Annotated in this window: 22 protein-coding genes and 1 pseudogene; 15 read left to right on the forward strand and 8 right to left on the reverse strand. The window is 35.3% G+C overall.

Annotated features, from left to right (window positions below; genetic code table 11):
- Positions 1-510 (reverse strand): annotated as a pseudogene (locus A1D25_RS00615) (hypothetical protein); the annotation flags it as partial.
- Positions 511-727: 217 nt separating this feature from the next.
- On the opposite strand from A1D25_RS00615, the gene A1D25_RS00620 reads away from it, so the two are divergent.
- The gene (locus tag A1D25_RS00620; protein WP_157393792.1) at positions 728-1,531 is read left to right on the forward strand and encodes a tyrosine-type recombinase/integrase; all 804 of its coding nucleotides are present in this window, start codon (positions 728-730) and stop codon (positions 1,529-1,531) included.
- A gap of 411 nt (positions 1,532-1,942) precedes the next feature.
- Here A1D25_RS00620 and A1D25_RS00625 read toward each other — a convergent pair whose 3' ends face one another.
- The gene (locus A1D25_RS00625) at positions 1,943-4,456 is read right to left on the reverse strand and encodes a glycogen/starch/alpha-glucan phosphorylase (RefSeq protein ID WP_157393793.1); all 2,514 of its coding nucleotides are present in this window, start codon (positions 4,454-4,456) and stop codon (positions 1,943-1,945) included.
- A 282-nt stretch (positions 4,457-4,738) separates the two neighbouring features.
- Between A1D25_RS00625 and rplY the strand changes: the two genes are divergently transcribed.
- Positions 4,739-5,026 (forward strand): 50S ribosomal protein L25, encoded by a 288-nt coding sequence (gene rplY, locus A1D25_RS00630; RefSeq protein WP_157393794.1) that lies wholly within the window; start codon positions 4,739-4,741, stop codon positions 5,024-5,026.
- 183 nt (positions 5,027-5,209) lie between these two features.
- On the opposite strand, the gene A1D25_RS00635 is transcribed toward rplY, so the two are convergent.
- The 3 genes from A1D25_RS00635 to zipA form a co-directional block, all read right to left on the reverse strand.
- Complete coding sequence (locus A1D25_RS00635; protein WP_157393795.1) at positions 5,210-5,665, reverse strand: hypothetical protein; 456 nt, start codon at positions 5,663-5,665, stop codon at positions 5,210-5,212.
- Between the two features lies 1 nt (position 5,666).
- Positions 5,667-7,685, reverse strand: a complete 2,019-nt coding sequence (gene ligA / locus A1D25_RS00640) for an NAD-dependent DNA ligase LigA (protein WP_157393796.1) — start codon at positions 7,683-7,685, stop codon at positions 5,667-5,669.
- 62 nt (positions 7,686-7,747) lie between these two features.
- Positions 7,748-8,575, reverse strand: coding sequence for a cell division protein ZipA (zipA, locus tag A1D25_RS00645; RefSeq protein WP_157393797.1), 828 nt, complete (start codon positions 8,573-8,575; stop codon positions 7,748-7,750).
- A 112-nt stretch (positions 8,576-8,687) separates the two neighbouring features.
- Between zipA and cysZ the strand changes: the two genes are divergently transcribed.
- Both cysZ and A1D25_RS00655 read left to right on the forward strand, forming a co-directional pair.
- On the forward strand, positions 8,688-9,539 hold the full coding sequence (gene cysZ, locus A1D25_RS00650) for a sulfate transporter CysZ (protein ID WP_157393821.1): 852 nt from the start codon (positions 8,688-8,690) through the stop codon (positions 9,537-9,539).
- Between the two features lie 43 nt (positions 9,540-9,582).
- On the forward strand, positions 9,583-10,074 hold the full coding sequence (locus tag A1D25_RS00655; RefSeq protein ID WP_157393798.1) for a CreA family protein: 492 nt from the start codon (positions 9,583-9,585) through the stop codon (positions 10,072-10,074).
- Between the two features lie 250 nt (positions 10,075-10,324).
- Here the strand turns inward: A1D25_RS00655 and A1D25_RS00660 are convergent, their stop codons facing one another.
- Positions 10,325-10,912 carry a hypothetical protein gene (locus A1D25_RS00660; RefSeq protein WP_157393799.1) on the reverse strand — a complete coding sequence of 196 codons (588 nt, stop codon included), beginning with the start codon at positions 10,910-10,912 and terminating at the stop codon, positions 10,325-10,327.
- Between the two features lie 176 nt (positions 10,913-11,088).
- Between A1D25_RS00660 and tcdA the strand changes: the two genes are divergently transcribed.
- Both tcdA and A1D25_RS00670 read left to right on the forward strand, forming a co-directional pair.
- Positions 11,089-11,862 (forward strand): tRNA cyclic N6-threonylcarbamoyladenosine(37) synthase TcdA, encoded by a 774-nt coding sequence (gene tcdA / locus A1D25_RS00665; protein WP_157393800.1) that lies wholly within the window; start codon positions 11,089-11,091, stop codon positions 11,860-11,862.
- Between the two features lie 238 nt (positions 11,863-12,100).
- Positions 12,101-13,087 carry an amidohydrolase family protein gene (locus A1D25_RS00670; RefSeq protein WP_157393801.1) on the forward strand — a complete coding sequence of 329 codons (987 nt, stop codon included), beginning with the start codon at positions 12,101-12,103 and terminating at the stop codon, positions 13,085-13,087.
- 102 nt (positions 13,088-13,189) lie between these two features.
- Here A1D25_RS00670 and ampD read toward each other — a convergent pair whose 3' ends face one another.
- On the reverse strand, positions 13,190-13,747 hold the full coding sequence (gene ampD / locus A1D25_RS00675; protein WP_157393802.1) for a 1,6-anhydro-N-acetylmuramyl-L-alanine amidase AmpD: 558 nt from the start codon (positions 13,745-13,747) through the stop codon (positions 13,190-13,192).
- A gap of 74 nt (positions 13,748-13,821) precedes the next feature.
- On the opposite strand from ampD, the gene A1D25_RS00680 reads away from it, so the two are divergent.
- The gene (locus A1D25_RS00680; RefSeq protein WP_157393803.1) at positions 13,822-14,661 is read left to right on the forward strand and encodes a 23S rRNA (adenine(2030)-N(6))-methyltransferase RlmJ; all 840 of its coding nucleotides are present in this window, start codon (positions 13,822-13,824) and stop codon (positions 14,659-14,661) included.
- Positions 14,662-14,716: 55 nt separating this feature from the next.
- Positions 14,717-15,358 (forward strand): orotate phosphoribosyltransferase, encoded by a 642-nt coding sequence (gene pyrE, locus A1D25_RS00685; RefSeq protein ID WP_157393804.1) that lies wholly within the window; start codon positions 14,717-14,719, stop codon positions 15,356-15,358.
- A 10-nt stretch (positions 15,359-15,368) separates the two neighbouring features.
- On the opposite strand, the gene A1D25_RS00690 is transcribed toward pyrE, so the two are convergent.
- Positions 15,369-16,112, reverse strand: coding sequence for a YdcF family protein (locus tag A1D25_RS00690; RefSeq protein WP_157393805.1), 744 nt, complete (start codon positions 16,110-16,112; stop codon positions 15,369-15,371).
- Positions 16,113-16,235: 123 nt separating this feature from the next.
- Here A1D25_RS00690 and A1D25_RS00695 point away from each other — a divergent pair, with 123 nt between their 5' ends.
- Genes A1D25_RS00695 through A1D25_RS00725 form a run of 7 tightly spaced genes read left to right on the forward strand, consistent with a single transcriptional unit; the run spans position 16,236 to position 22,695 of the window.
- Complete coding sequence (locus A1D25_RS00695; protein ID WP_157393806.1) at positions 16,236-16,910, forward strand: acylneuraminate cytidylyltransferase family protein; 675 nt, start codon at positions 16,236-16,238, stop codon at positions 16,908-16,910.
- Complete coding sequence (locus tag A1D25_RS00700) at positions 16,911-18,116, forward strand: flippase (RefSeq protein WP_157393807.1); 1,206 nt, start codon at positions 16,911-16,913, stop codon at positions 18,114-18,116. It abuts the gene before it with no gap.
- The gene (locus A1D25_RS00705; RefSeq protein ID WP_157393808.1) at positions 18,113-19,042 is read left to right on the forward strand and encodes a glycosyltransferase family 52; all 930 of its coding nucleotides are present in this window, start codon (positions 18,113-18,115) and stop codon (positions 19,040-19,042) included. The genes A1D25_RS00700 and A1D25_RS00705 overlap by 4 nt, the downstream gene beginning before the upstream one ends.
- A 1-nt stretch (position 19,043) precedes the next feature.
- Positions 19,044-19,820: a glycosyltransferase family 25 protein gene (locus A1D25_RS00710; RefSeq protein WP_157393809.1), complete on the forward strand. Its 777-nt coding sequence runs from the start codon at positions 19,044-19,046 to the stop codon at positions 19,818-19,820.
- A 3-nt stretch (positions 19,821-19,823) separates the two neighbouring features.
- Complete coding sequence (locus A1D25_RS00715) at positions 19,824-20,999, forward strand: hypothetical protein (protein ID WP_157393810.1); 1,176 nt, start codon at positions 19,824-19,826, stop codon at positions 20,997-20,999.
- Between the two features lie 11 nt (positions 21,000-21,010).
- Complete coding sequence (locus A1D25_RS00720) at positions 21,011-21,895, forward strand: glycosyltransferase family 2 protein (protein ID WP_157393811.1); 885 nt, start codon at positions 21,011-21,013, stop codon at positions 21,893-21,895.
- Positions 21,895-22,695, forward strand: coding sequence for a glycosyltransferase family 2 protein (locus tag A1D25_RS00725; RefSeq protein ID WP_157393812.1), 801 nt, complete (start codon positions 21,895-21,897; stop codon positions 22,693-22,695). The genes A1D25_RS00720 and A1D25_RS00725 overlap by 1 nt, the downstream gene beginning before the upstream one ends.
- Positions 22,696-22,746: the final 51 nt, after the last annotated feature.

Here is a 22,746-nt window from a genome sequence, read left to right on the forward strand (position 1 = left end):
AGCTGGGTTACTACCTGTTCCGCTGCCGCCTTTACCACCTTTACCGCCTAAAGTTGCAGCAACTAATCCAGCGGTTGCTAATCCACCTAATAGTGCTAACCAGTTAAATGGTAAATACGCTGCTACAAGAGCTTTGCCGCCAAGAACTTCCGCAGCAAGTACGTTCTCTTTTAAGAGAGGAATGTTATTCGCTTCAATACCACTTTCAGCAATGTAGCTATAAAGTTGTCCATCTTCCCCTAATCCAATAACAGGACTTAACTCTTCAGATGAATAATAATCTTTGATAATCAGATCTGCAGGTTGATTCTCTTCAAATGCAATGTGAAGGTCGTTGCCTTTTCTTTCGGCAAAAATTCTTTCTGGACCGGCATTGGTGTCTTGATTAACAAGCTCATAGCTTACTTTTTCTTTAGGTTGCTGAATGGTAACAACATCATTTCCTTTTACAGGAATGTTGATGCTATCAACCGCCCCTGATTTTGAATGTATTTTTAATATAATATTCATAAATTTTCCTATTGGTTAGTGAAACTTAATGATGTGCAAGAGGTGCTGTAAAAAGCAATAGGTTATACCTACCCTTATCAGAAGTTTGTTTAGTAGATGAAGGACTATGAATGATAGGTTTTAGCGAGTATGGCAATGAATTGAATTATAATTAATCTTATGGAAATCATAGATGATTGGTACAGGCATATTAAGCATTTTATAAGAGGAGAAAATTATGATCTTAGCATTTGAAAAACATTTACATAACTCAAACTTAGCTCAAAATACCATTTTGGCATATATGTTTTCTATACGACAATTTACTCAAAAGTATGAGTCTGTAAATAAAAATAACTTGCAAAAATATAAATTATTTCTAATTGAAAAATACAAACCTCAAACAATAAACTTGAGAATTAGAGCAATAAATTTCTATTTAGAGTTTATTAAGAAAGAAAAATTAAAATTATCATTTGTTAAAGTGCAACAAAAAACATTTTTAGAAAATATAATTAGTGAAGCTGATTATAATTATTTTAAAAAATGTCTAAAAAAAGACAATGAATTATATTGGTATTTTGTTATTCGATTTTTAGCTGCTACTGGAGCTAGAGTTAGTGAACTAATCCAAATAAAATGCGAGCATGTTAAAATTGGCTATATAGACTTGTATTCAAAAGGTGGAAAGCTAAGAAGAATATACATACCTCAAGCACTACAAAAAGAAGCATTATTATGGCTAGAAAAAAATAACCAATCCTACGGGTTTATTTTTATCAACAAATATGGAGATAGAATGACTACAAGAGGCATAGCTACAAAATTAAAAATTTTTGCGAAGAAATACAAAATTGATCCTAAGGTTGTATATCCACATTCATTTAGGCATAGATTTGCAAAGAGTTTTTTAGAACGTTGTAATGATATTAGTTTTTTAGCTGATTTAATGGGACATGAAAGTATTGAAACCACTAGAGTTTATCTCAGAAAAACAGCAACTGAGCAAAAAGAAATTATAAACAATATAATTGACTGGTAAATTATATTTATTTTCCTTTTTCTGAAATTAATATAAGGGTAGTTATACACAGATATAAAATAATTATTTACTCCTAACATATAAGTAATTCCTACTAAATTAGTAAACTTAAATTAGTTTTGTTTAAATTATATCTAAAATGATAATTTTATGTTATAATGGGGAAGTGCATAAGGGTAGTTATAAGAATAACGAAACACAATCAATTGATGTACAAGCCTACATAAATGACAAAACGGTACTGATGTTAGCGTATAATAGAGAACGGTAAGAGGTAAAAATAAAAGTAGAATGGATTTATGATGATTTTTTAGAGTCAGCCTAATCTTCCATAGTTCATAACACCTAAAAATAAGCGGTCAGTTTCCTATAAAATTTTGCAAAAAATCATAGAAAACCGACCGCTTAATGCTACTTAATAATCAATAGTTTACTCGCATCACTCATCATATCTGCAACTTTGGCTTGTTCTGCTAGTTGAGTTTCGCTCATTGGTTCGATTTTCCAAATGTCTTTGGCGTAATCAAGCACCGAGCGATCTGATGAGAAGTATCCCATATTGGCAATATTGATCATCGCAGAACGTGTCCACGCTTTTTTGTTAGCGAAGTATTCAGCTACTTTTTCTTGTGTATCCACATAGCTACGGAAATCTGCACAGGCTTGATAATAGTCGCCTGAGTTAAGAATTAAATCTTGGTAGCGATATGGATCTTCTGGTGAGAATTTGCCATTTAGAATTTGTGAGATTGCTTCATTCAACTCTGCATCTTGTTCATAATAGCGATAGGGTGAGTAGCCATTACGGCGTAATGCTTCCACTTGCTCTACGGTGTTGCCGAAAATGAAGATATTTTCTCTACCGACACGATCTAAAATTTCTACGTTCGCTCCATCTAAAGTACCAATTGTTAATGCACCATTTAAAGCAAATTTCATATTCGATGTGCCAGATGCTTCTGTACCTGCTAATGATATTTGTTCAGAGAGATCTGCCGCAGGAATAATAAGTTGGGCAAGGCTTACACTGTAATTCGGAATAAAGACAACTTTAATTAAATCGTGAATACGGTCATCATTATTGATAACTTTAGCAACATCATTGATTAAACGAATAACTTTTTTCGCTGCATAGTAGGCACTTGCTGCTTTACCCGCAAAAATAAATACTCGAGGTTGCCAATTTGCCGTAGGATTTTTCAAAATACGGTTGTAGTGAGCAATAATATGTAAAACGTTGAGTTGCTGACGTTTATATTTATGAATACGCTTAATTTGTACATCAAAAATAGCTTCAGGATTGAGTTTAATGCCTTGTGTTTCTTCAATATAAGCGGCAAGTTTGCGTTTATTTTCTACCTTAACGGCTGCAATCTCTGCTTGCACATCGGTATTATCAACAAACTCATTGAATTTGTTTAATTCCATTAAATCAGTACGCCATTTACGCCCAATGTATTTATCTAGGATTGAGGCAAGCCCTGGGTTAGCAATTTGGATCCAGCGGCGAGGTGTTACGCCATTAGTGACATTGGTAAAACGATTTGGATAGATTTTTGCAAAGTCAGCAAAAATGGATTCAACCATTAAATCAGAATGGATTTTGGCAACGCCATTGACTTTACTTGATGCAATCACAGCTAACCAAGCCATACGAATACGGCGGTCACCGTGTTCATCAATAATTGAAACTCTACGAATTAATTCTTCATCATTCGGGAATTTTTCTCTGACTTCTTGTAAAAAGTGGCTATTGATGTCAAAAATAATTTGTAAGTGGCGAGGTAAAATTCGAGCCACCATTTCAACAGGCCAAGTTTCAAGTGCTTCGCTCATTAGTGTGTGGTTGGTGTAGAAGAACGTTTTGCGTGTAGTATTCCACGCTTGTTCCCAACTATAACCTTTTTCATCAATCAAAATTCTCATTAACTCAGGAATAGCAAGCGTTGGGTGAGTATCATTTAAGTGAATTGCCACTTTTTCTGCGAGGTTAATGCAAGAGCCAGATTCAATTTCGTGGCGGCGAATAATATCTTGGATAGATGCGGAACAAAGGAAATATTCTTGGCGTAAACGCAATTCACGCCCATTATAGGTTGAGTCGTCAGGGTAGAGTACACGCGAAACATTTTCAGAACTATTTTGTTGGCTCATTGCAGCAAAATAATCCCCACGATTAAAATCAGCTAAGCCGAATACTTTATCTCCTGCGTGAGCTGACCATAAACGTAGGCTATTCGTGGCGGTTGTTTCAAAACCTGGGATTAGTTGATCGTGAGCTTGAGCTATGATTTCTTCTTCTGCTTGCCAGTGAACTTTTTTTCCTTCTAACCAAGTGCGACCGCCAAAGCGGACAGGAAAACGCTTACTTGAGCGAACATAAGGCCAAGCAAATTCTTTATCTAGCCAGTAATCTGGTAATTCAACTTGTTCGCCATTTTTGATTTCTTGGCGGAACATTCCATATTCATAACGAATACCATATCCAATAGCAGGGATTTTCATTGCCGCCAAACTATCCATATAGCACGCAGCTAAGCGTCCTAACCCCCCATTACCTAAACCAGGGTCGCCTTCTTCGTTAATAATATCTTCTAGATTCTGACCTAGTTCATCTAATGCAGCACGAATTAACTCATAAACACCTTCAGAAATCATTGCATTACTGAAGGTTCTTCCCATTAAAAACTCCATTGAGAGATAGTAAACTCGGCGACTAGTATTAGCGGCTTGACTACGGCGTGTTTGTAGCCACGCTTCCGTAGAAAGATCTCGTACAACGCGTAATGATGCATTAAGCCAGTTGCGTTTACTTGCTTCACGAGGTTCAACACCTAAAGCAAAGACTAATTTATGCAAAATGGCATTTTTCACATTTTGAATATTTTCAGGACTAAGATGTGTATCTGGCTGATAACTGCCCATTTATAACTCCTAATATGACGAATTTATAGTTCAAAAACGTATATATTTTACAATAACTTGAGTAAAATTGCTGTATATTCAGTATAGATAAAATATATTTTTGCAAAATGTGATCGGTCAGTGAAATATGAAAAATTGCTGATAAAAACTATTGGTTTTTTCTTATTTTTTGATTAAAATTGCACTTCGGCTCTTGCCGTAAACTTTTAGGGAATAGCTGGGTCGCCTGCTATTTTTTTATCAACGGAACAATAATGTTCCATTTTTTATGAGAATTTAATAATGTCATTTACATTTGAAGCTGAAGTTCGTTTAGCGCAAGGTAAGGGTGCGAGCCGCCGCCTGCGTCACAATGGTCAAGTTCCTGCAATCATCTACGGTGGTAATGCAGAACCTGTATCAATCGTTTTAGACCACGAAAAAGTAAACAATGCACAAGTACAAGATGCATTCTACAACGAAGTGTTAACTATCGTTGTTGGTGGTAAAGAAGAGAAAGTTAAAGTACAAGCTATCCAACGTCACCCAACTAAACCAAAATTAGTTCACTTAGACTTTAAACGTGCTTAATCCTTGATTTACAAGGGTTAGCGCTGTTTTTATTCCGAAAATATTAGCTGTTTTAGCGGAAGCAAATAAATAGGTTAAAAGGTAGTTTCGGAAATTTTCTTAGTTAAAAAAGAGCTTTTTGCTTGATGCGAGAAGCTCTTTTCTTTTTGGGTGTAATGGACAAAATGGTTGCTGATTTACCCATTACACGTTCAAGTGGACAAAGTGGTTGCTAATATAGTCAATTAACGCAAGTATATGGCTAAGTGCTTGCCAGTTAAAAAGTAAGCTTAACCAAAGCAGTGGGAGTAAGATAGGCTGAAAATTAAGCCCAATAATACGAAAACAGAAATATTCTTTGTAGCATAGCCCTGCTATAACAGTAAATACCGCACCGAGGGCGACTTCCGAAAACCCGAAAATTTGGCAGAGTAGCCCTAGCCATATCACAAATTGAAAGGCTAGGCGGATAGATTTTAAGTATAAATGGAGCGATGATGCGAGCATCGTTCCTGCAACTAGTAAGCCGTATTGTGCTATTTCAGGATAAAACGGTATTAAGCCAATCATCATTGTGGCAACACAAAAGCCTAAACGGTAAAGGATTACTGTTAGGTAATCCCAAAAATCCATTGGTGATCGAATATGTGGATCTGCCATATTATAACCCTGCCAAATTGACTAAATCTTGCTCAGTTAGGATTTTCACACCGAGTTCCTGTGCTTTCGCTAATTTTGAGCCTGCTTTTTCACCTGCAATGAGGTAATCCGTTTTACTTGAAACACTTCCCGATACTTTACAGCCTAAATTTTGTAAAATTTCTTTTGCTTGATCTCGAGTTAATTGTGTCAATGTGCCTGTTAATACGACAGTTTTGTCTTTTAACGGATTATCTGCAACTTCTTGTTGAACCACATCTTGCCAGTTCACACCTTGTGCAATCAAATCATCTACGACACTGACATTATGCGGTTCTTGCCAGAATTGATAAAGGCGATTAGCCACGACTTCACCGACATCTTGAACTTCTCGTAGCTGTTCTAAATTAGCGTTGCGAATAGCGGTAAGATTACCAAAATGTTTTGCAAGATTCTGTGCTGTTGATTCACCGACATCACGAATTCCTAAAGCAAATAGAAAGCGTGCAAGGGTAGTATTTTTTGCTTTTTCAATACTGGTTAAAGCATTGTAAGCAGATTTTTCACCCATCCGTTCTAAACGCATTAAGGTAATCTGATCCAGTTTGAAAAGATCAGCAGGGGTGTGAATCAGCTCACGTTCCATTAGTTGCTCGATCAGTTTTTCGCCTACACCATCAATATCCATCGCTTTACGAGACACAAAGTGCTTTAAGGCTTCTTTGCGTTGAGCACCACAGAATAACCCACCAGTACAACGAGCAACAGCTTCGCCATCAACACGCACAACGGCAGATTGACAGACAGGACAAGCGGTCGGAAACTCAATTTTTTTTGCAGATTCAGGACGGCGATCAGCGACAACGCCAATAATTTGCGGAATGACATCGCCTGCTCGGCGAATGATGACGGTATCGCCAATCGCAATGCCAAGTCGCTCAATTTCATCACCGTTATGTAAAGTTGCATTACTTACTGTTACCCCTGCAACAAAAACAGGTTCTAATTTTGCCACAGGCGTAATTGCTCCTGTTCTGCCCACTTGAAATTCCACATCTTTTAAAATAGTCATCTCTTCTTGAGCAGGGAATTTATACGCAATTGCCCAACGAGGTGCTTTTGAGATAAAACCAAGTTGTTCTTGTAGGTCAATATCGTTTACTTTTAAGACTGTTCCATCAATATCATAGCCAAGCGAGCTACGTTTTTGTTGGATATGTTGATAGAACGCCAGTAGCTGTTCACGTCCTTGAGCTAATTTAATTTCGCCATTAACGGGAATACCAAGGCTTTTCAACCATTGCAAGCGTTCAAAGTGGCTCGTTGGTAGTTGGTCATCACTTTCATAAACACCGATGCTATACGCATTAAGCACAAGAGGGCGTTGGCTAGTAATTTTGGGGTCAAGCTGACGTAGCGAGCCTGCTGCTGCATTGCGTGGGTTAGCGAAGGTTTTTTCCCCCTTAGCCAATGCACGTTCATTTAATTGCTCAAAGCCTTGCTGTGGCATAAAAACTTCACCCCGTACTTCCAAACGTGCTGGCGGATTTGCCGTATTTAGTTTTAAAGGCACATTGCGGATAGTTCGAATATTGGCAGTAATATCTTCACCAGTATTTCCATCTCCCCTTGTTGCAGCTTGGGTTAAAATACCATCTACATAGAGAATACTGACTGCTAAACCGTCAAGTTTAGGTTCACAACAGAATTCAAGCTGTTGGCTTTTGACAGGAATACGATCTTCAATTCGGCGTAAGAAACCATCAAGATCGTCATCACTGAATGCGTTATCTAAAGAGAGCATCGGGATCTCGTGGGTGATCTGTGCAAAGCCATCAAGTGGTTTTGCTCCTACTCGTTGCGTTGGCGAGTCTGTGGTAATTAAATCAGGATATTGCCATTCTAAATTTTTTAGCTCATTCATTAAGCGGTCATATTCTGCATCGGGAACAAGCGGATTATCTAAAACGTGATAGTGATATTCGTATTGGCGTAATGTTTCTTTAAGTTGATCTAATTGTTGCTTGATTTGTGTTGTCATAGGTAAATTTCTTGATAAAAAAGACCGCTTACAAGCGGTCATATTTCGGACAAAAATTGCAATTATTTTGCTACTTTTAATAAATATTGTTCGCGTGAACGATCGTCAAAAATTTCTCGTTCTTCATTTAATACAAAGCCATTCACAGATTGAGCGAAACTTTCAACGGTACGGATCATCAAGCGTAGATTAACCAAATCATTTCCTGCTGACGGTAGGTGCATAAAGAAAACTAGCCCTACGGTACTAAATTGATCCATCTTCGCCAAATCAAAAACACCTGGTTGCATCATATTCGCCACACTAAATAGCACAGGGCTTGCACTGTTATCTAAATGGCGGTGGAAAATCTGATACTCGCCATATTGGAAACCTAAGGCATCAAGTTGTTGAGCAATCACATCGCCACGGAATTGCTGACCCTCAGCAGCAACCACATAAAGGGTAATAATTTGTGGTTGTGTCGTAGCAGGAACAGGCTCTTCTAATTGCACAGCCTGTGTATGTTCAGTGCTGTTAATTTGAATACTGACTGGACGATCTTCTTGCGGTAAGGTTTGTGCAAAAGTAGGTTGCTCTACAGCAACTTGTTCGTTAGGTTGATTTGGCAAGCTGATTTTTATCTCTTTCACTTCTTGCTGAATTTGTTCAAAATCGCTTTGAGTGGGTGCAACTGAATTTCCCTGTAAATGAGGATCAATGCTCGTGGACTGTAATGTCGGTGGAATTTCACTTTGAATCGTATTGTTGATTGGGTTTGATGGCGGACGAGTAGAAAACGTATTCGAGAAAATACGTGATTTCTCACGGCGTGCAGACCATAAGCTGTATCCAACTAAGATTGCTATTAACAACCCAGCTAAAATAAAGAAAAGAATAGACGTTTCCATAGAGTCCTCTTAGTAAAAAAATAAGTGAAATTAGCATTTCACTCTTTACGAAAACAGAGTGCATAGCTTACCATATTTCTTTTCAAAAATTGAGAAATTAAGTGAGGTAATGATGTCTTCTCCGTTTACATCGCCAGAAAGCCAAGCAGGTGAAGGTTTTCACTATTTTATTTATGGTTGGCGACTATTGCTACAACGTCAGCTAATGCCTTTTGTGGTATTACCCGTCATTATTAACACTATTTTAATGATCGGCTTAATTTGGCTATTTTTCGCAAATATTGGTGGACTACTCGATGCAATGTTACCTTCTTGGCTAGAGTGGCTCAGTTTTATTTTAATTCCAATGATTTTTTTGATGATTCTCGTACTGTTTTATTTTGCTTTTACTACATTGGCAAACTTTATTGCAGCCCCTTTTAATGCACTATTAGCAGAAAAAGTAGAACAACAACTTACAGGTGAAAAGCTAACGGAAATGAGTATGGCAGAATTGTTGAAAGATGTGCCAAGAATGCTAAAACGAGAATGGCAAAAAATGTGGTATAGCATTCCACGTTTACTTGCCTTGTTTTTACTTGGATTCGTGCCTGTGCTTGGGCAAACGATTGTGCCTGTACTCACTTTTATGTTTGGTGCGTGGTTATTAGCGATTCAATATTGTGATTATCCGTTTGATAATCACAAAATTAGTTTTGCTCGTATGCGAAATGCACTTGGGCAACGCCGTATAATGAATTTTACTTTTGGCTCATTAGTCAGTTTATTTATGATGGTACCATTTTTAAATTTAGTCGCAATGCCTGTGGCGGTTTGTGGAGCATCGGCAATGTGGGTTAAAGAGTATCGTAATTTCTTATTAGGTAAAACATCAGGTGAGTTTGATAATGCTGATTTTTCGAATAAACCACAAAGCACCGCAGTGAGCACCGAAACTCGCAATGGTAATATCACAAAACCGTAATAAGCGGTGAGATAAGTAAATTTTTTTACAAGAGGAAATAAAAATGAAAGTACAACTAAAAGGGGTAATGCTCGCTTTAGGGCTAGGCTTGTTGGCAAATACAAGCGTTCAAGCCAGTGATGATTTAATTCGATTAGGCTCGGTTTCTACAAAGTGGAATGCATTAGGCAAAAATGATCGTATTGAAGTTGTTGGGTTTCAGGATAAAGATCTAAATGTTACTTGCTATCTTTCTTACGCTGAAAAAGGCGGATTAAAGGAAGTTGTTGGTTTAGAAGAAGATACATCCGATGGCTCTATTCACTGTGTACAAACAGGTAATATTTCAGATGACGATTTGAATAAAGCGGCGAAGAAAGGGCAGAAAGAACAGGTATTTAAACGTAAAACATCTTTGCTCTTTAAATCAATGCAAGTTGTCCGCTTTATTGATTTTGAAAATAAAGCGGTAGTTTATCTTAACTATTCTGATCGAGTCATTGAAGGCTCTCCGAAAAATTCTATTTCGGTGGTGAAAGTTAGTAGCAGTTATTAGGGTGTAGCTAATTGGTTTTAATGATTTCAACTTTTTGGTTATTTTTGGTTGTGATGGTAATTGACTTAGGTGGAGACTTTTTACGGTGTAATATGGCTACAATATTACCTAATTTAGCAATATCTTCAAAATTACCATCAATCTGATAATCTTCAACGTTGATATTAGGTTTGATCTTCTACAAATAAAATACGGTTAGCTTTTTTAGAGCTAACCGTATTTTATTTTTTAGAGGATATAAAAAGTTGTTTTATTTTTTATCTGCATCTTTCCACTCAGCAGCTTTATCTTGGATAGCTTTACCTAGTGAATCTAAAGTACCAGCTACAGAAGCTTTCGCTTGATCGACTTTTTCACCAACTGAATCAGCAAATGATGCGACGCTCTCTTTTACTTGTTCAAACTTACTGTTACAGTCATTTTTAGCCTCTTCCGTTAATTCAGCTACTTTAGCTTTAGCTTCGTTATATTTATCTGTTGCATCGCCTTCCACTTCTTCGACTGCATTCTTGACTTCATCAAATTTAGTTTCCGCAGAATCTTTCAAATCTTTAGCTTTGTCTTTAGCTTCTTCTACTTTATCAGCAGCATCATCTTTCAGATCTTCAGCTTTGTCTTTAGCATCTTCTACTTTATCAGCTGCATCGTCTTTTAACTCTTCAGCTTTGTCTTTTACATCATCAAATTTATCAACGACGGCATCTTTGGCTTCGGAAACTTTATCTTTTGCATCTTCTGCTAGTTCTTTACCTTTTTCAATAGACTCGTCTAATGCTTTTTTGGCTTTATCTAGTTGTTTACTTGCACTATCTAAAACATCGGATAGAAATTCTTTCATAAGATCTCCTTACTAACTTATTGAAATTTAAAGATTTAAAGATTACGATTATCCATCGCTTTTTCAGGGTACAGGCAAAAAATATAAATGTCTAGCCTAATTTGTAAAAAATATGTTAAAACTTATAACTTTAAGTTATTTCACTACTTATTAAATTTATAGAGTTATTAAATAGAATGACAAGAATAGATAATTACGAACAGCGTTTTGGTGGTATTGGCAGACTTTATACGCCAGCAGGATTAGCTCGCTTACAACAAGCACATATCTGTGTTATCGGTATTGGAGGCGTTGGCTCTTGGGCGGTGGAAGCCCTTGCTCGCTCAGGTATCGGTAAGCTAACTCTAATTGATATGGACGACATTTGCGTAACCAATATCAATCGTCAAATTCACGCAATGTCTGGTGAAATTGGTAAGCTAAAAACAGAAGTAATGAGAGAAAGGGTTTTAAAAATCAATCCTGAATGTGAAGTGCATATCATTGATGATTTTATTACCCTTGATAATCTTACTGAATATCTTAATCAAGGCTATGACTATGTGATTGATGCCATTGATAGCGTGCGTGTTAAAGCAGGCATTATTGCTTATTGTAAACGTCATAAAATCAAACTTATTACTACTGGCGGAGCAGGTGGGCAAACTGATCCTACGCAAATTCAAATTAGCGATTTGAGTAAAACTATTCAAGATCCATTAGCGTCAAAAGTCCGTAGTTTGTTACGCAAAGAATACCATTTTAGCCAAAATCCAAAACGTAAATTTGGGATTGATTGTGTTTTCTCAACACAACCATTGATTTTCCCCAAAATGCAAGAAGGCTGTGAAATATCGGCAACAATGAATTGTGCCAATGGATTTGGAGCAGCAACAATGGTAACAGCAACATTTGGTTTTTTTGCAGTTTCTCGTGTGATTGAAAAATTATTGAAAGATCTCTCCGCTTAATTAGCGTAAACGTTTGCATTTCAACCTTGATAAAATTATACTACCCGCCTAGTGCCAATAAGGAACTAGAAATGCAATACAACCAAATTCAAATGACAACCAAATTCACATCGCTAAACCTAAAAACATATCAAGGTTTAGCGGTTTTTCTATTACCTATATTTAAGATCTCTACATTGTAGAGATCTTTTTTTTGCCTAAAATTTATAAATCGTTATACATTAAGGATACAGAAAGAATGAGCCAATTAATTCGTACGCTAAAAAGCCATATTCGTGATGAAGTTATCAAAAAAGGTGGCTGGGTAAATTCCCACGCTCACGCTGATCGTGCTTTTACAATGACGCCTGAGAAAATCAAAATCTATCAGGAAGCAAATTTACAGCAAAAATGGGATTTAGTTGATGAAGTAAAACGTCAATCTAGCGTTGAAGATTACTACCGCCGTTTTAGTCAAGCTATTGAACTGATGATTTCTCAAGGGGTAACGGCATTCGGAACTTTCGTGGATATTGACCAAGTCTGTGAAGATAGAGCGATCATTGCAGCGCATAAAGCTCGTGAAGTATATAAAAATGATATTGTTTTAAAATTTGCAAACCAAACCTTAAAAGGCGTAATTGAGCCTAATGCTCGTAAGTGGTTTGATATTGGCTCTGAAATGGTAGATATGATTGGTGGCTTGCCTTATCGTGATGAGTTAGATTACGGTAAAGGTTTGGAAGCAATGGATATTCTAATGGAAACAGCAAAATCACAAGGTAAGATGTTGCACGTCCACGTTGATCAGTTTAATACCCCAAAAGAAAAAGAGACCGAACAGTTATGTGATAAGTCAGTAGAACACGGAATGCAAGGACGTGTTGTGGCTATTCACGGTATCTCTATTGGTGCTCACCCGAGAGAATATCGCCAAATGCTGTATAAAAAAATGAAAGCCTGTGAAATGATGGTTATCGCTTGCCCTATGGCGTGGATTGATAGCCCACGCAAAGACGAAGTGTTGCCTTTCCATAATGCTCTAACGCCTGCTGATGAAATGATCCCTGAAGGCATTACCGTTGCAGTTGGTACAGATAACATCTGCGATTATATGGTTCCTTTATGCGAAGGCGATATGTGGCAAGAATTGAGCTTATTATCTGCAGGTTGCCGCTTTACCAATTTAGACGAGATGGCAAATATCGCAAGTATTAACGGACGAAAGGTATTGGGACTTCTGTAAGTTTCAAATACTCACAGTATCATTTAGAAATAAGCGGTGTGATTTAGTAGAAATTTTGCAAAATTATTTGAAAATCTCACCGCTTGTTTTTTTGCCACAAAACTATATTTGTGATAGTAAATACTGATAATATTTCCAATCAAAATACTGCCCCGGATCAATTTTTCGTTCTGGGGCAATATCACAATGTCCTACAATCCTTTCAGGCGTAATTTTAGGGTATGTTTGCATAATAACTTGGGTAAGTTGTGCTAATGTTTGGTATTGTGCTTGAGTAAATGGTTGATTATTGCTCCCTTCTAACTCTATACCAATAGAAAATTGATTGCATTTTTCTCTCCCATCAAAACAAGATACACCTGCGTGCCAAGCCATATCATTAAAATTAACATATTGTGTGATCTTTCCTTGGCGATTGATTAAACAGTGAGCAGATACCTTTAAGTCTTTAATTTCTTCAAAATAAGGGTGCTCTGTTGGATCCAGTTTCCCTTGAAAAAAGCGATCAATAAAATCCCCACCAAATTCATCAGGGGGTAAACTAATGTAGTGAATAACAAGGAGTGAAATATCGTCATTAAATGGACGTGGATCGAAATGGGGGGAAATTACCTGTTTTTGCTCAAGTAACCAGCCATTCTCAATATTTAAAATGTTCATAAGCTATAACAGAAATAGTTTAATAGTCGGAAATACGTTAAAATAAGACCTATTTTACAAGAAAGAGAATAAAAATGCTTAGTTATCGTCACAGTTTCCACGCAGGTAATCACGCTGATGTGTTAAAACATATTGTTTTAACCTTAATTTTGGACGCACTTAAACAAAAAGAGAAAGGGTTCTTTTATTTAGATACTCATTCTGGCACAGGACGTTATAGTTTAATGAGTGCCGAAGCAGAAAAAACAGGCGAATATGTCGAAGGTATCGCTCGTTTATGGGAGCGTGATGATTTACCTGAAGAAGTTGCCCTGTATCTCAATGAGATTAAGAAGATCAATAAAGATAAATTACGCTTTTATACTGGCTCGCCATTATTGGCGGTACAACAACTCCGCCCACAAGATCGTGCATTACTCACTGAGCTACACCCAAATGATTTTCCGTTACTTCGCAATGAATTTGCGAAAAATCGCAATGTCGTGACTAAGCGAGAAAATGGTTTTCAACAGCTAAAATCTGCTTTACCTCCGAAAGAAAAACGCGGACTTGTACTTATCGATCCGCCTTATGAATTAAAAGAAGATTATGAATTGGTAGTAAAAGCGATTATTGAAGGCTATAAGCGTTTTGCTACTGGTGTATATGCAATTTGGTATCCCGTAGTGCTACGCCAGCATACTAAACGTATTGTACGCGGTTTGGAAGCAACGGGTATTCGCAAGATTTTACAAATTGAACTTGCTGTCCGCCCCGATTCAGATCAACGAGGAATGACTGCAAGTGGAATGATTGTCATCAACCCGCCTTGGCAATTAGAAAGCCAGATGAAAAGAATTCTTCCTTACTTGACTGATGTTCTTGTACCTGAAGGAACAGGTTCTTGGTCGGTAGATTGGATTACCCCAGAATAACAAGCGGTGAGATTTATTCGATTTTTTGCAAATCACAATAAACAAAGGATATAAAATGGAACAATACAAACACGACTTTATCGAATTTTGCCTAAGCCGTAACGTGCTTAAATTTGGTGAATTTACCTTAAAATCAGGCAGATTAAGCCCGTATTTTTTCAATGCAGGCTTATTTAACACAGGACGAGATCTCGCTAAATTAGGAGAGTTCTATGCCAAAGCAATTCAGACGAGTGGCATTGAATTTGATGTGTTATTCGGCCCAGCCTATAAAGGTATTCCAATTGCGACAACTGTCGCTGTTGCACTTGCAAACCAGTTTGATATTGATAAACCTTGTTGTTTTAACCGCAAAGAAGCGAAAGATCACGGTGAAGGTGGTAATTTAATTGGCAGTGGTCTATTCGGAAATATTTTATTAGTCGATGATGTGATTACCGCAGGCACTGCTATTCGTGAATCAATGGAAATTATCAATGCGAATAAAGCTAACCTAGCAGGTGTGCTGATTGCTCTAAACCGTAAAGAAAAAGGCAAAGGTGAACTCTCTGCAATTCAAGAAGTAGAGCGTGATTACCAATGTCGAGTATTCTCTATTATTGATTTTGATGATTTGGTGAAATATCTCGAAAAATCAGCACAATATGCCCCATTCTTACCTAAAATGATGGTATATCGTGAACAGTATGGAGTTTAAAGTTAAGTCCTTACTTCTCTTTCCAGTAACCTAACCATTCTTTTAGGGCGTGCATATTACTGTGTAATGCCCCTGATTGTGGCATAAAGTACATTATATTTAAGCCATAAGTCGCTGGAGTAATGCCTGCACCGACACTTGCGGGCAGTACTTCAAAGCCTGCACGTTCAAACAGTAACTTAGCTCGCATCATATGCCATTGATTCGTCACTAAAATAATTTTTTTGACATTGGCTTTTTCAAGAATTGCTTTGCTAAATAGTGCGTTTTCTTTTGTTGTTTTTGCTTTATCTTCAATCCACTCCGTTGGAATATCAAAAAACATTTTTAGCTCTTGTGCCATTACTGCCGCTTCTGATGTGCCATTCGGGCTGTTACCTGTAATGAGTAAAGGTAGTTGAGTTTGTTTTTGTAGATAAGCGGCATAGCGTACACGCTCTGCTGCAATTTGATTGGTGGCTAATTTAGCAAATAACTCTTTGCTATCACGCAGTCCTCCACCAAGTAATACAATAGCTTGTGCTGATTTATAATCGTCCAACGTTAAATTATCTTCAGTTACTAATGAGTCGTGTAATTTTTGTGATGTATAGGGAATGCTAAAAATATAAAGTATCGCAATACCTGAGAAGGTAGTGAGATAGCTAAGTTTCTTAAATTTAAAACGAGCTAAAATAAGTGAAAAAAGCCATAAAATAAGTACATTAAAAGGCGACAAAATCATTGTCGTGATAATTTTAGTTAGTTCAAACATTCTATATATGTCAAAGTAAGTAAATAACGCTTATTATTCATTATTCGATCAGGGCTGTCTATTGTTTACGGTGGGGTTTAAACTTAAAATACCGATAATGTTATTTTAAAAGCGGTTAGATTTATGAAAAAAATTGCAATTATTCCAGCAAGAGCAGGCTCAAAAGGAATTAAAGATAAAAATTTACAATTAGTAGGCGGAATTTCATTAGTAGGGCGTGCTGTTTTGGCAGCCAAAGAATCAGGAATGTTTGATGAAATTGTAGTTACATCAGATGGCGATAAAATTTTAGCAGAAGCGGAAAAATACGGAGCTAAGGCACTGCATCGTCCAGTTGAATTGGCTCAAAGTGATACTAAAACTATTGATGCTGTTCTTCATTGCTTAACAACATTAGGCCTTACCGAAGGGGTGGCAGCATTATTCCAGCCAACTAGTCCGCTCAGAACCGCTTTAGATGTACGCAATGCAATGGAATTATTCTTATCTGGGCACTGTAAATCGGTAGTATCAGCTTGTGAATGTGAACATCACCCTTATAAATCATTTTCACTTGATGATGAACAGGTTGTCCCTGTCCGTAAACTAGAAGATTTTGAAGCTCCACGTCAACAGTTGCCTAAAATGTATCGTGCGAATGGTGCAATTTATATCAATGATATAGCAAGTTTATTAGCCGAGCAGAATTTCTTTATTCCGCAAGTTAAATTTTATTTGATGCCGACTTATCGTTCTGTTGATATTGATGCAACACACGATTTGCAACTTGCAGAAAGTTTAATTGAGAAAGAAATTTAAATGAAAGCGATTAAAGATAGTGCTATTTATTTAGTAGGAGAATTGCTTTCAAGAGCAATTCCCTTTCTTTTATTACCTTATTTATCGCGTAAATTAGGTGTAGAAGGATTTGGAGAACTTTCTTATTATCAAACCTATATTGTTTTATTTTTTATCCTTGTTGGATTAAGTCAAGAAGGGGCTGTTACTCGTTATTTTTATGTATATGGTAAACGTAGCTTAGATCTGATTGTCTCTATCGGCTATATTTATACGTTAGTAAGCGGTGGGTTGATATTACTAGTTTGCTGGTTATTGCAATCAGAAATTATGGTATATGTTGCACTTTCAGCCATATTTCAATCTTTATTGGGAGTACAATTAAGTATTCGACAGTGTCAAAAACAAGCAATTCCTTATACGATAATTCAGTTCTTATCTAGTTCACTTTCAGTTATTTTTACTATTTTATTACTAGAATTCTTTGACAAAGAATTAGTAGAAAAACGTATTCTTGCTATTTTATTGGCAAATGTTGTTGTTTTTTTATTTGCTTATTTCATTTATAAAGGAAAAAGTAGAAAGAAAAAATTTCAACTTAACCAATATAAAACAGCATTGATGTATTTATTGGGCTTTGGATTGCCACTTATTTTGCATAACGCTAGTTTATTTTTAAAAGGGCAATTAGATCGCATATTTATCTTCCATCAATTTAGTGAAGCTGATTTAGGGCTTTACGCAATGGGGGCACAAATTGCTGCGATTTTAATGATTGTATTACAAGCGATAAATAAAGCCAGTATTCCTTATTTTTTTGATGGATTAAAACAGAAAAGAATTAGTTTATCTCAGGTTCATAAATGGGCGATGGGATCTTTTATTATCGTACCGTTACCTGCACTATTGATGTGGTTAATTCCAGAAAGTGTCGTTGTATGGTTACTTGGAAATCAATTTATTGGGACTAAATACTACATTATTCTATTTTTATTTTCAACGGCATTAGTCATTCCATATTTTATTTTGGTAAATTATCTATTCTATTATGGGAAGAATAATTTTATTTCTATTTGCTCTGTGATTTCAACATTAGCCTATATAGTGAGCTTAATTGGATTAACATTTACTAAAATTGAATATGTCCCTTATGCCAGTATCATTGGCTCGATAATTATTATTCCTGTATTATTTTTTATGACAAAAAGGGTAGAGAAACAACAATGAATTTAATTATTTGTTATACACCTTTGCAAGTGTTAATTGCAGAGAAAATTATAGAGTTATACCCTAATGAACGTTTTTATGGGGTTATGCTCTGTTCTGTTAAAAATAAAAAATTTGAGTATTACGCAGAACGGTTAAGTCTGAAATGTGAACAATTTTTTTCAATGCACCAACGTACTGAACGTTTTCATTTACTTAAACAGATTATTTCCCTGAAATGTAAGTTTGCTAATCTTAAATTTGATAAAGTTTTTGTTGCAAGTATCAATGATATTCAGATCCAATTTATATTAAGTTCTGTTAGGTTTAATGAGTTTTATACATTTGATGATGGTACAGCGAACATTGCACCATCAAGCGTATATTATACACCTGAACCCAACACTTTTATTCGCCGTTCTATCAATAGTTTGTTTCGTAATAAATATAGTGTTGAGAAATTAAAAGCATTATCGAAACAGCATTATACTATTTATCCTGACTTTCCGAATATTATTGAAAACACGACAGTAATTGATCTATTTAATGCTCAAAAAAGTAAAGATGAAAATCTAGAAAATGAACCTATTACTCATATTCTATTAGGGCAGCCAGTCTATTTGGAACACGATAAAAATATTAGATTGGCTGAAAAAGTAATAAAAGACTTTAATATCGAACTATATTTAGCCCATCCAAGAGAACAGTATAAATTAGATGATGTGAGTTATATTGATACACCATTGATTTTAGAGGATTATTTAGCCCAAGAATTTAGTCATAGACGTTGCCGTATTTATACTTATTTTAGTAGTGCTGTTCTTAATATAAAAAATCCAAATATAGAGGTTGTTGCTTTAAGAATTGATACCGAAAGACCTGATTTTATTGAATGTTATAAGTTATTAGATAAAGTCGGTATAAAAATTATTGATATTAGAGAGTAGTATGCAAAAATATTTAATTTCGTTAGATAAAGATATAAAACGTCGAGAATTATTTTTTTCTCAGGAGAATACACAAGATTTCCAAGTTTTCTCCGCATTTAATACAATGAATGATGAATTATCAGATTTATCATTACGTTTTGATTTAACTCGTTTTGAACAGCAATATAAGCGAAAGGTAACTAAGGGAGAGATTGGTTGTACATTAAGTCATTTAGGCGTATATCAATCTATTCTACAAAATAATGATATTCAAGAAGATGAATATTGCCTAATTTGTGAAGATGATGTGCTTTTTTGTGCTGATTTCCAGCAAGAGTTAAATAAGGTAATCTCAGTATCTCAAGCTGATATTATCTTAGTTGGGCAATCTAAGATTGCGGAGTTTAATGATTTTGAGTTGGAAATAAATTATCCAACCACATTAGAATTCTTGCAGAAAAAATTAGAAAATAGCCAATTTTCCGTGGTTTATCCTTATCAGAACTATTTTGCAGGAACGGTCGCCTATTTAATTAAAAAGTCTGCAGCGAGAAAAATTATCGCCCAGACTTCAGTACAGTTATTACCTTATTGGTTGGCAGATGATTTTATTTTATTTGGTGGATCTTTCAAATTAGATATTAAGCTAGTTCGTCCGTTGATGGCAATCGAAAATCCACAACTAATGAGTAATTTAGAAGCAATTCGTGGCTCTGTTGCTAATAACTTATTAAAGAAATCATTGAAATATCCATTAAAGAAATTATTGGCAATTAAACGAAATTTAGGAAAATAATAGATGTCAGCTCTTTTTAATCTATTCTATATTTATGATCCTTGGCTATTCCATTTTTTCAGAATGGCATTTTTTATAGGGATTATTTGTATAGTCATATTAGCTTATCAATATTATCAAGGTAAGCGAAGTATTGGTATTATATTACCCATAGATAGCTTGGCGGTTGTTTTTGGACTTGTCGTGTTAAGTATTATTCCTGCATTGGCACATCATACTAACGATTTTTCAGTTACACTAATGTATATTAAAGGTGCTGTGCTATTTATATTAGGCATTGCCTTATATAACCTTTTCTATTATTCACAACAGCAACAAAAAGTAATACACGATCTTAAAATTGGAATTGTTGTACAAGCGATTGTAGGTTTTTTAGCATTAGCAAGTATTCCATTTATGATTGATTTTGCATTATCAACTAATGCAGTATTTCCACGTTTTTATAATTCAGAGCAAGAGTACCGATTATATAATTTTACTTCATCAGGTTTCTTTCAATTAAGCTTATTTTATGTTGTTTTATTGCATTTCTTATTAGCTTATAATGATAAGTATAATAATATCAACTCAATATTTTTATTCTTATTGTTATTTATTGGTCTAATCTCAGGTAGAACTTTTTTAATGCTATCGTTAGTGAGTATTGCTCTTTATTTTAAATGGCGTTATATCCCAGCACTATTACTTTTTGGTGGAATATGTTTATTTTTAGTATTTAATTTTTCAGAACATAAATATGTTGCACACGCTTTAGAGCCACTAATCAATTTAGTTTATGGGAAAGGGGCTGTTAGTTCATCAACTGATACCTTAATGGAAAAACATCTATTTATTCCGCAATTAAAGCAAATTTTAATTGGGGACGGATACTATTTTGCTCCCAAAGGTGGCTATTATGGTGGTACTGACTCAGGCTTTTTACGTCAATTACTTTACGGTGGTATAGTCTATTTATTACTCTGTTTTTCAGTTACAGCTTATTTTGTCATTCGTATTGCTAAAAATTGGTTTAATGGCAGTTGGAAATTTATTCTTTCTATACTGTTATTATTAAGCATTTTACATATTAAAGCTGATACTTATGCTTTCCCAGGGATTATGATGTCTTTATTGATGTTTCTCTCTTTATTTGGGCAAGAGGGAAAACATAAAGTCTTACTTAAACAAATTCAAAAATAGGAAAATAATCAATGTTTAGTATTATTGTACCGTCTTATAATCGTAAAGATGAAATTCCATTATTATTAGAAAGTTTAATTCATCAAACGGTCTATAATTTTGAAGTTATCATTGTTGATGATTATTCGGCTCAACCCGTAGAAATTACAGAGTTTTATCCTTTCCCTGTTAATGTTATTCGTAATGCTAGAAATTTGGGGGCTGCGGAAAGTCGTAATGTTGGAGCTAAAAATGCTAAAAATCAATGGTTGCTCTTTTTAGATGATGATGATCGTTTTTTACCCCAAAAGTGTGAATTACTTGCTAATACAGTCAATCAAAATAATACGATCAATTTTATTTATCACCCTGCTGAATGTGTAATGGTTAATGAAGGCTTTTCTTATATTACTAAACCCTATGAAAATGTTATAGATATTACGCTTGATAATATTTTAAAAGCAAACAAAGTAGGTGGAATGCCAATGATTGCTATCACTAAGGAATTATTTAATAAAGTAGGTGGATTATCTACTGATTTATTATCTTTGGAAGATTATGACTTTATTTTAAAAGTCATTTCAGATGAAACATTCACTCCTAGATATATTTCATTACCACTAACTAAATGTACATTTCATACTAAAAGAAACAGTGTTTCTACTAATATAAGTAATACAGAAAAAGCAATTAGTATGATTAAAACAAAATATGTTAAAACTAAAGAGCAACAGCAGAATTTTGCTTTTAATCAGTTATATATGCTTTCTTACCCTTATATTATGAATTTATCTCGACAAGCAGCTAAATATTATTGGGAAATGTTTAAACAAAGTCATAGTTTTAAATATGTAGTGATTGCAATCATTACTTTAATTTCTCCTAAATTAGCAATCAATATGAAAAGGTTTGTGTAATGAAATTTTCTGTTTTAATGTCCTTATATATTAAGGAAAAGCCACAATATTTGGTCGAATGTTTAGAGAGTTTAATGGCTCAAACGCTCCCCGCTAACGAAATCGTGATTGTTTTAGATGGAGCAATTACCCCAGAGCTTGAACAGGTTTTGCAAAATTTTCAGCAAAAGCTACCGCTTGTTATTGTACCATTGGCTCAAAATCAAGGGTTGGGTAAAGCCTTAAATCACGGATTATTACATTGCCAATATGATTGGGTTTTTCGTATGGATACCGATGATATTTGTGTCCCCGAACGTTTTGCGAAACAAGTGGCTTTTATTGAACAAAATCCAGATACCATTATTGTGGGTGGGCAAATTGCAGAATTTGGACAACATATTCAGGATATTGTGAGTTACCGTAACGTTCCTACAACAACTGAAGATATTGTTAAGTTCACTAAAGTTCGTTGTCCCTTCAATCATATGACGGTGGCATATCAGAAAAATGCTGTTTTAGAATGTGGTGGTTATCAAGATCTACAAGAAGATTACTATTTGTGGATTAAGCTTGTCGCATTAGGTAAAAAAGTTGCGAATCTTAATGATGTTTTAGTTTATGCGAGAGTAGGGAATGGAATGGTTGGACGTCGTCGTGGCGTTGCTCAAGCAAAAGCAGAATGGCGTTTGTTTAAATTGAAACATCAGCTAGGTTTACAGAATGTCATTTCTGGTTTTATTACTTTTGTTTCACGAGCTTTACCAAGATTACTTCCTGTTTCGTTATTAAGCCAAATTTATAAATTGACTCGTAAGTAATAGAATGGCATTACAGTATAAGTAAAAAAGGTAGATTGTTTAAATCTACCT

It is taken from the genome of Ursidibacter arcticus (assembly GCF_009761375.1).
GTDB classification, from domain to species: domain Bacteria; phylum Pseudomonadota; class Gammaproteobacteria; order Enterobacterales; family Pasteurellaceae; genus Ursidibacter; species Ursidibacter arcticus.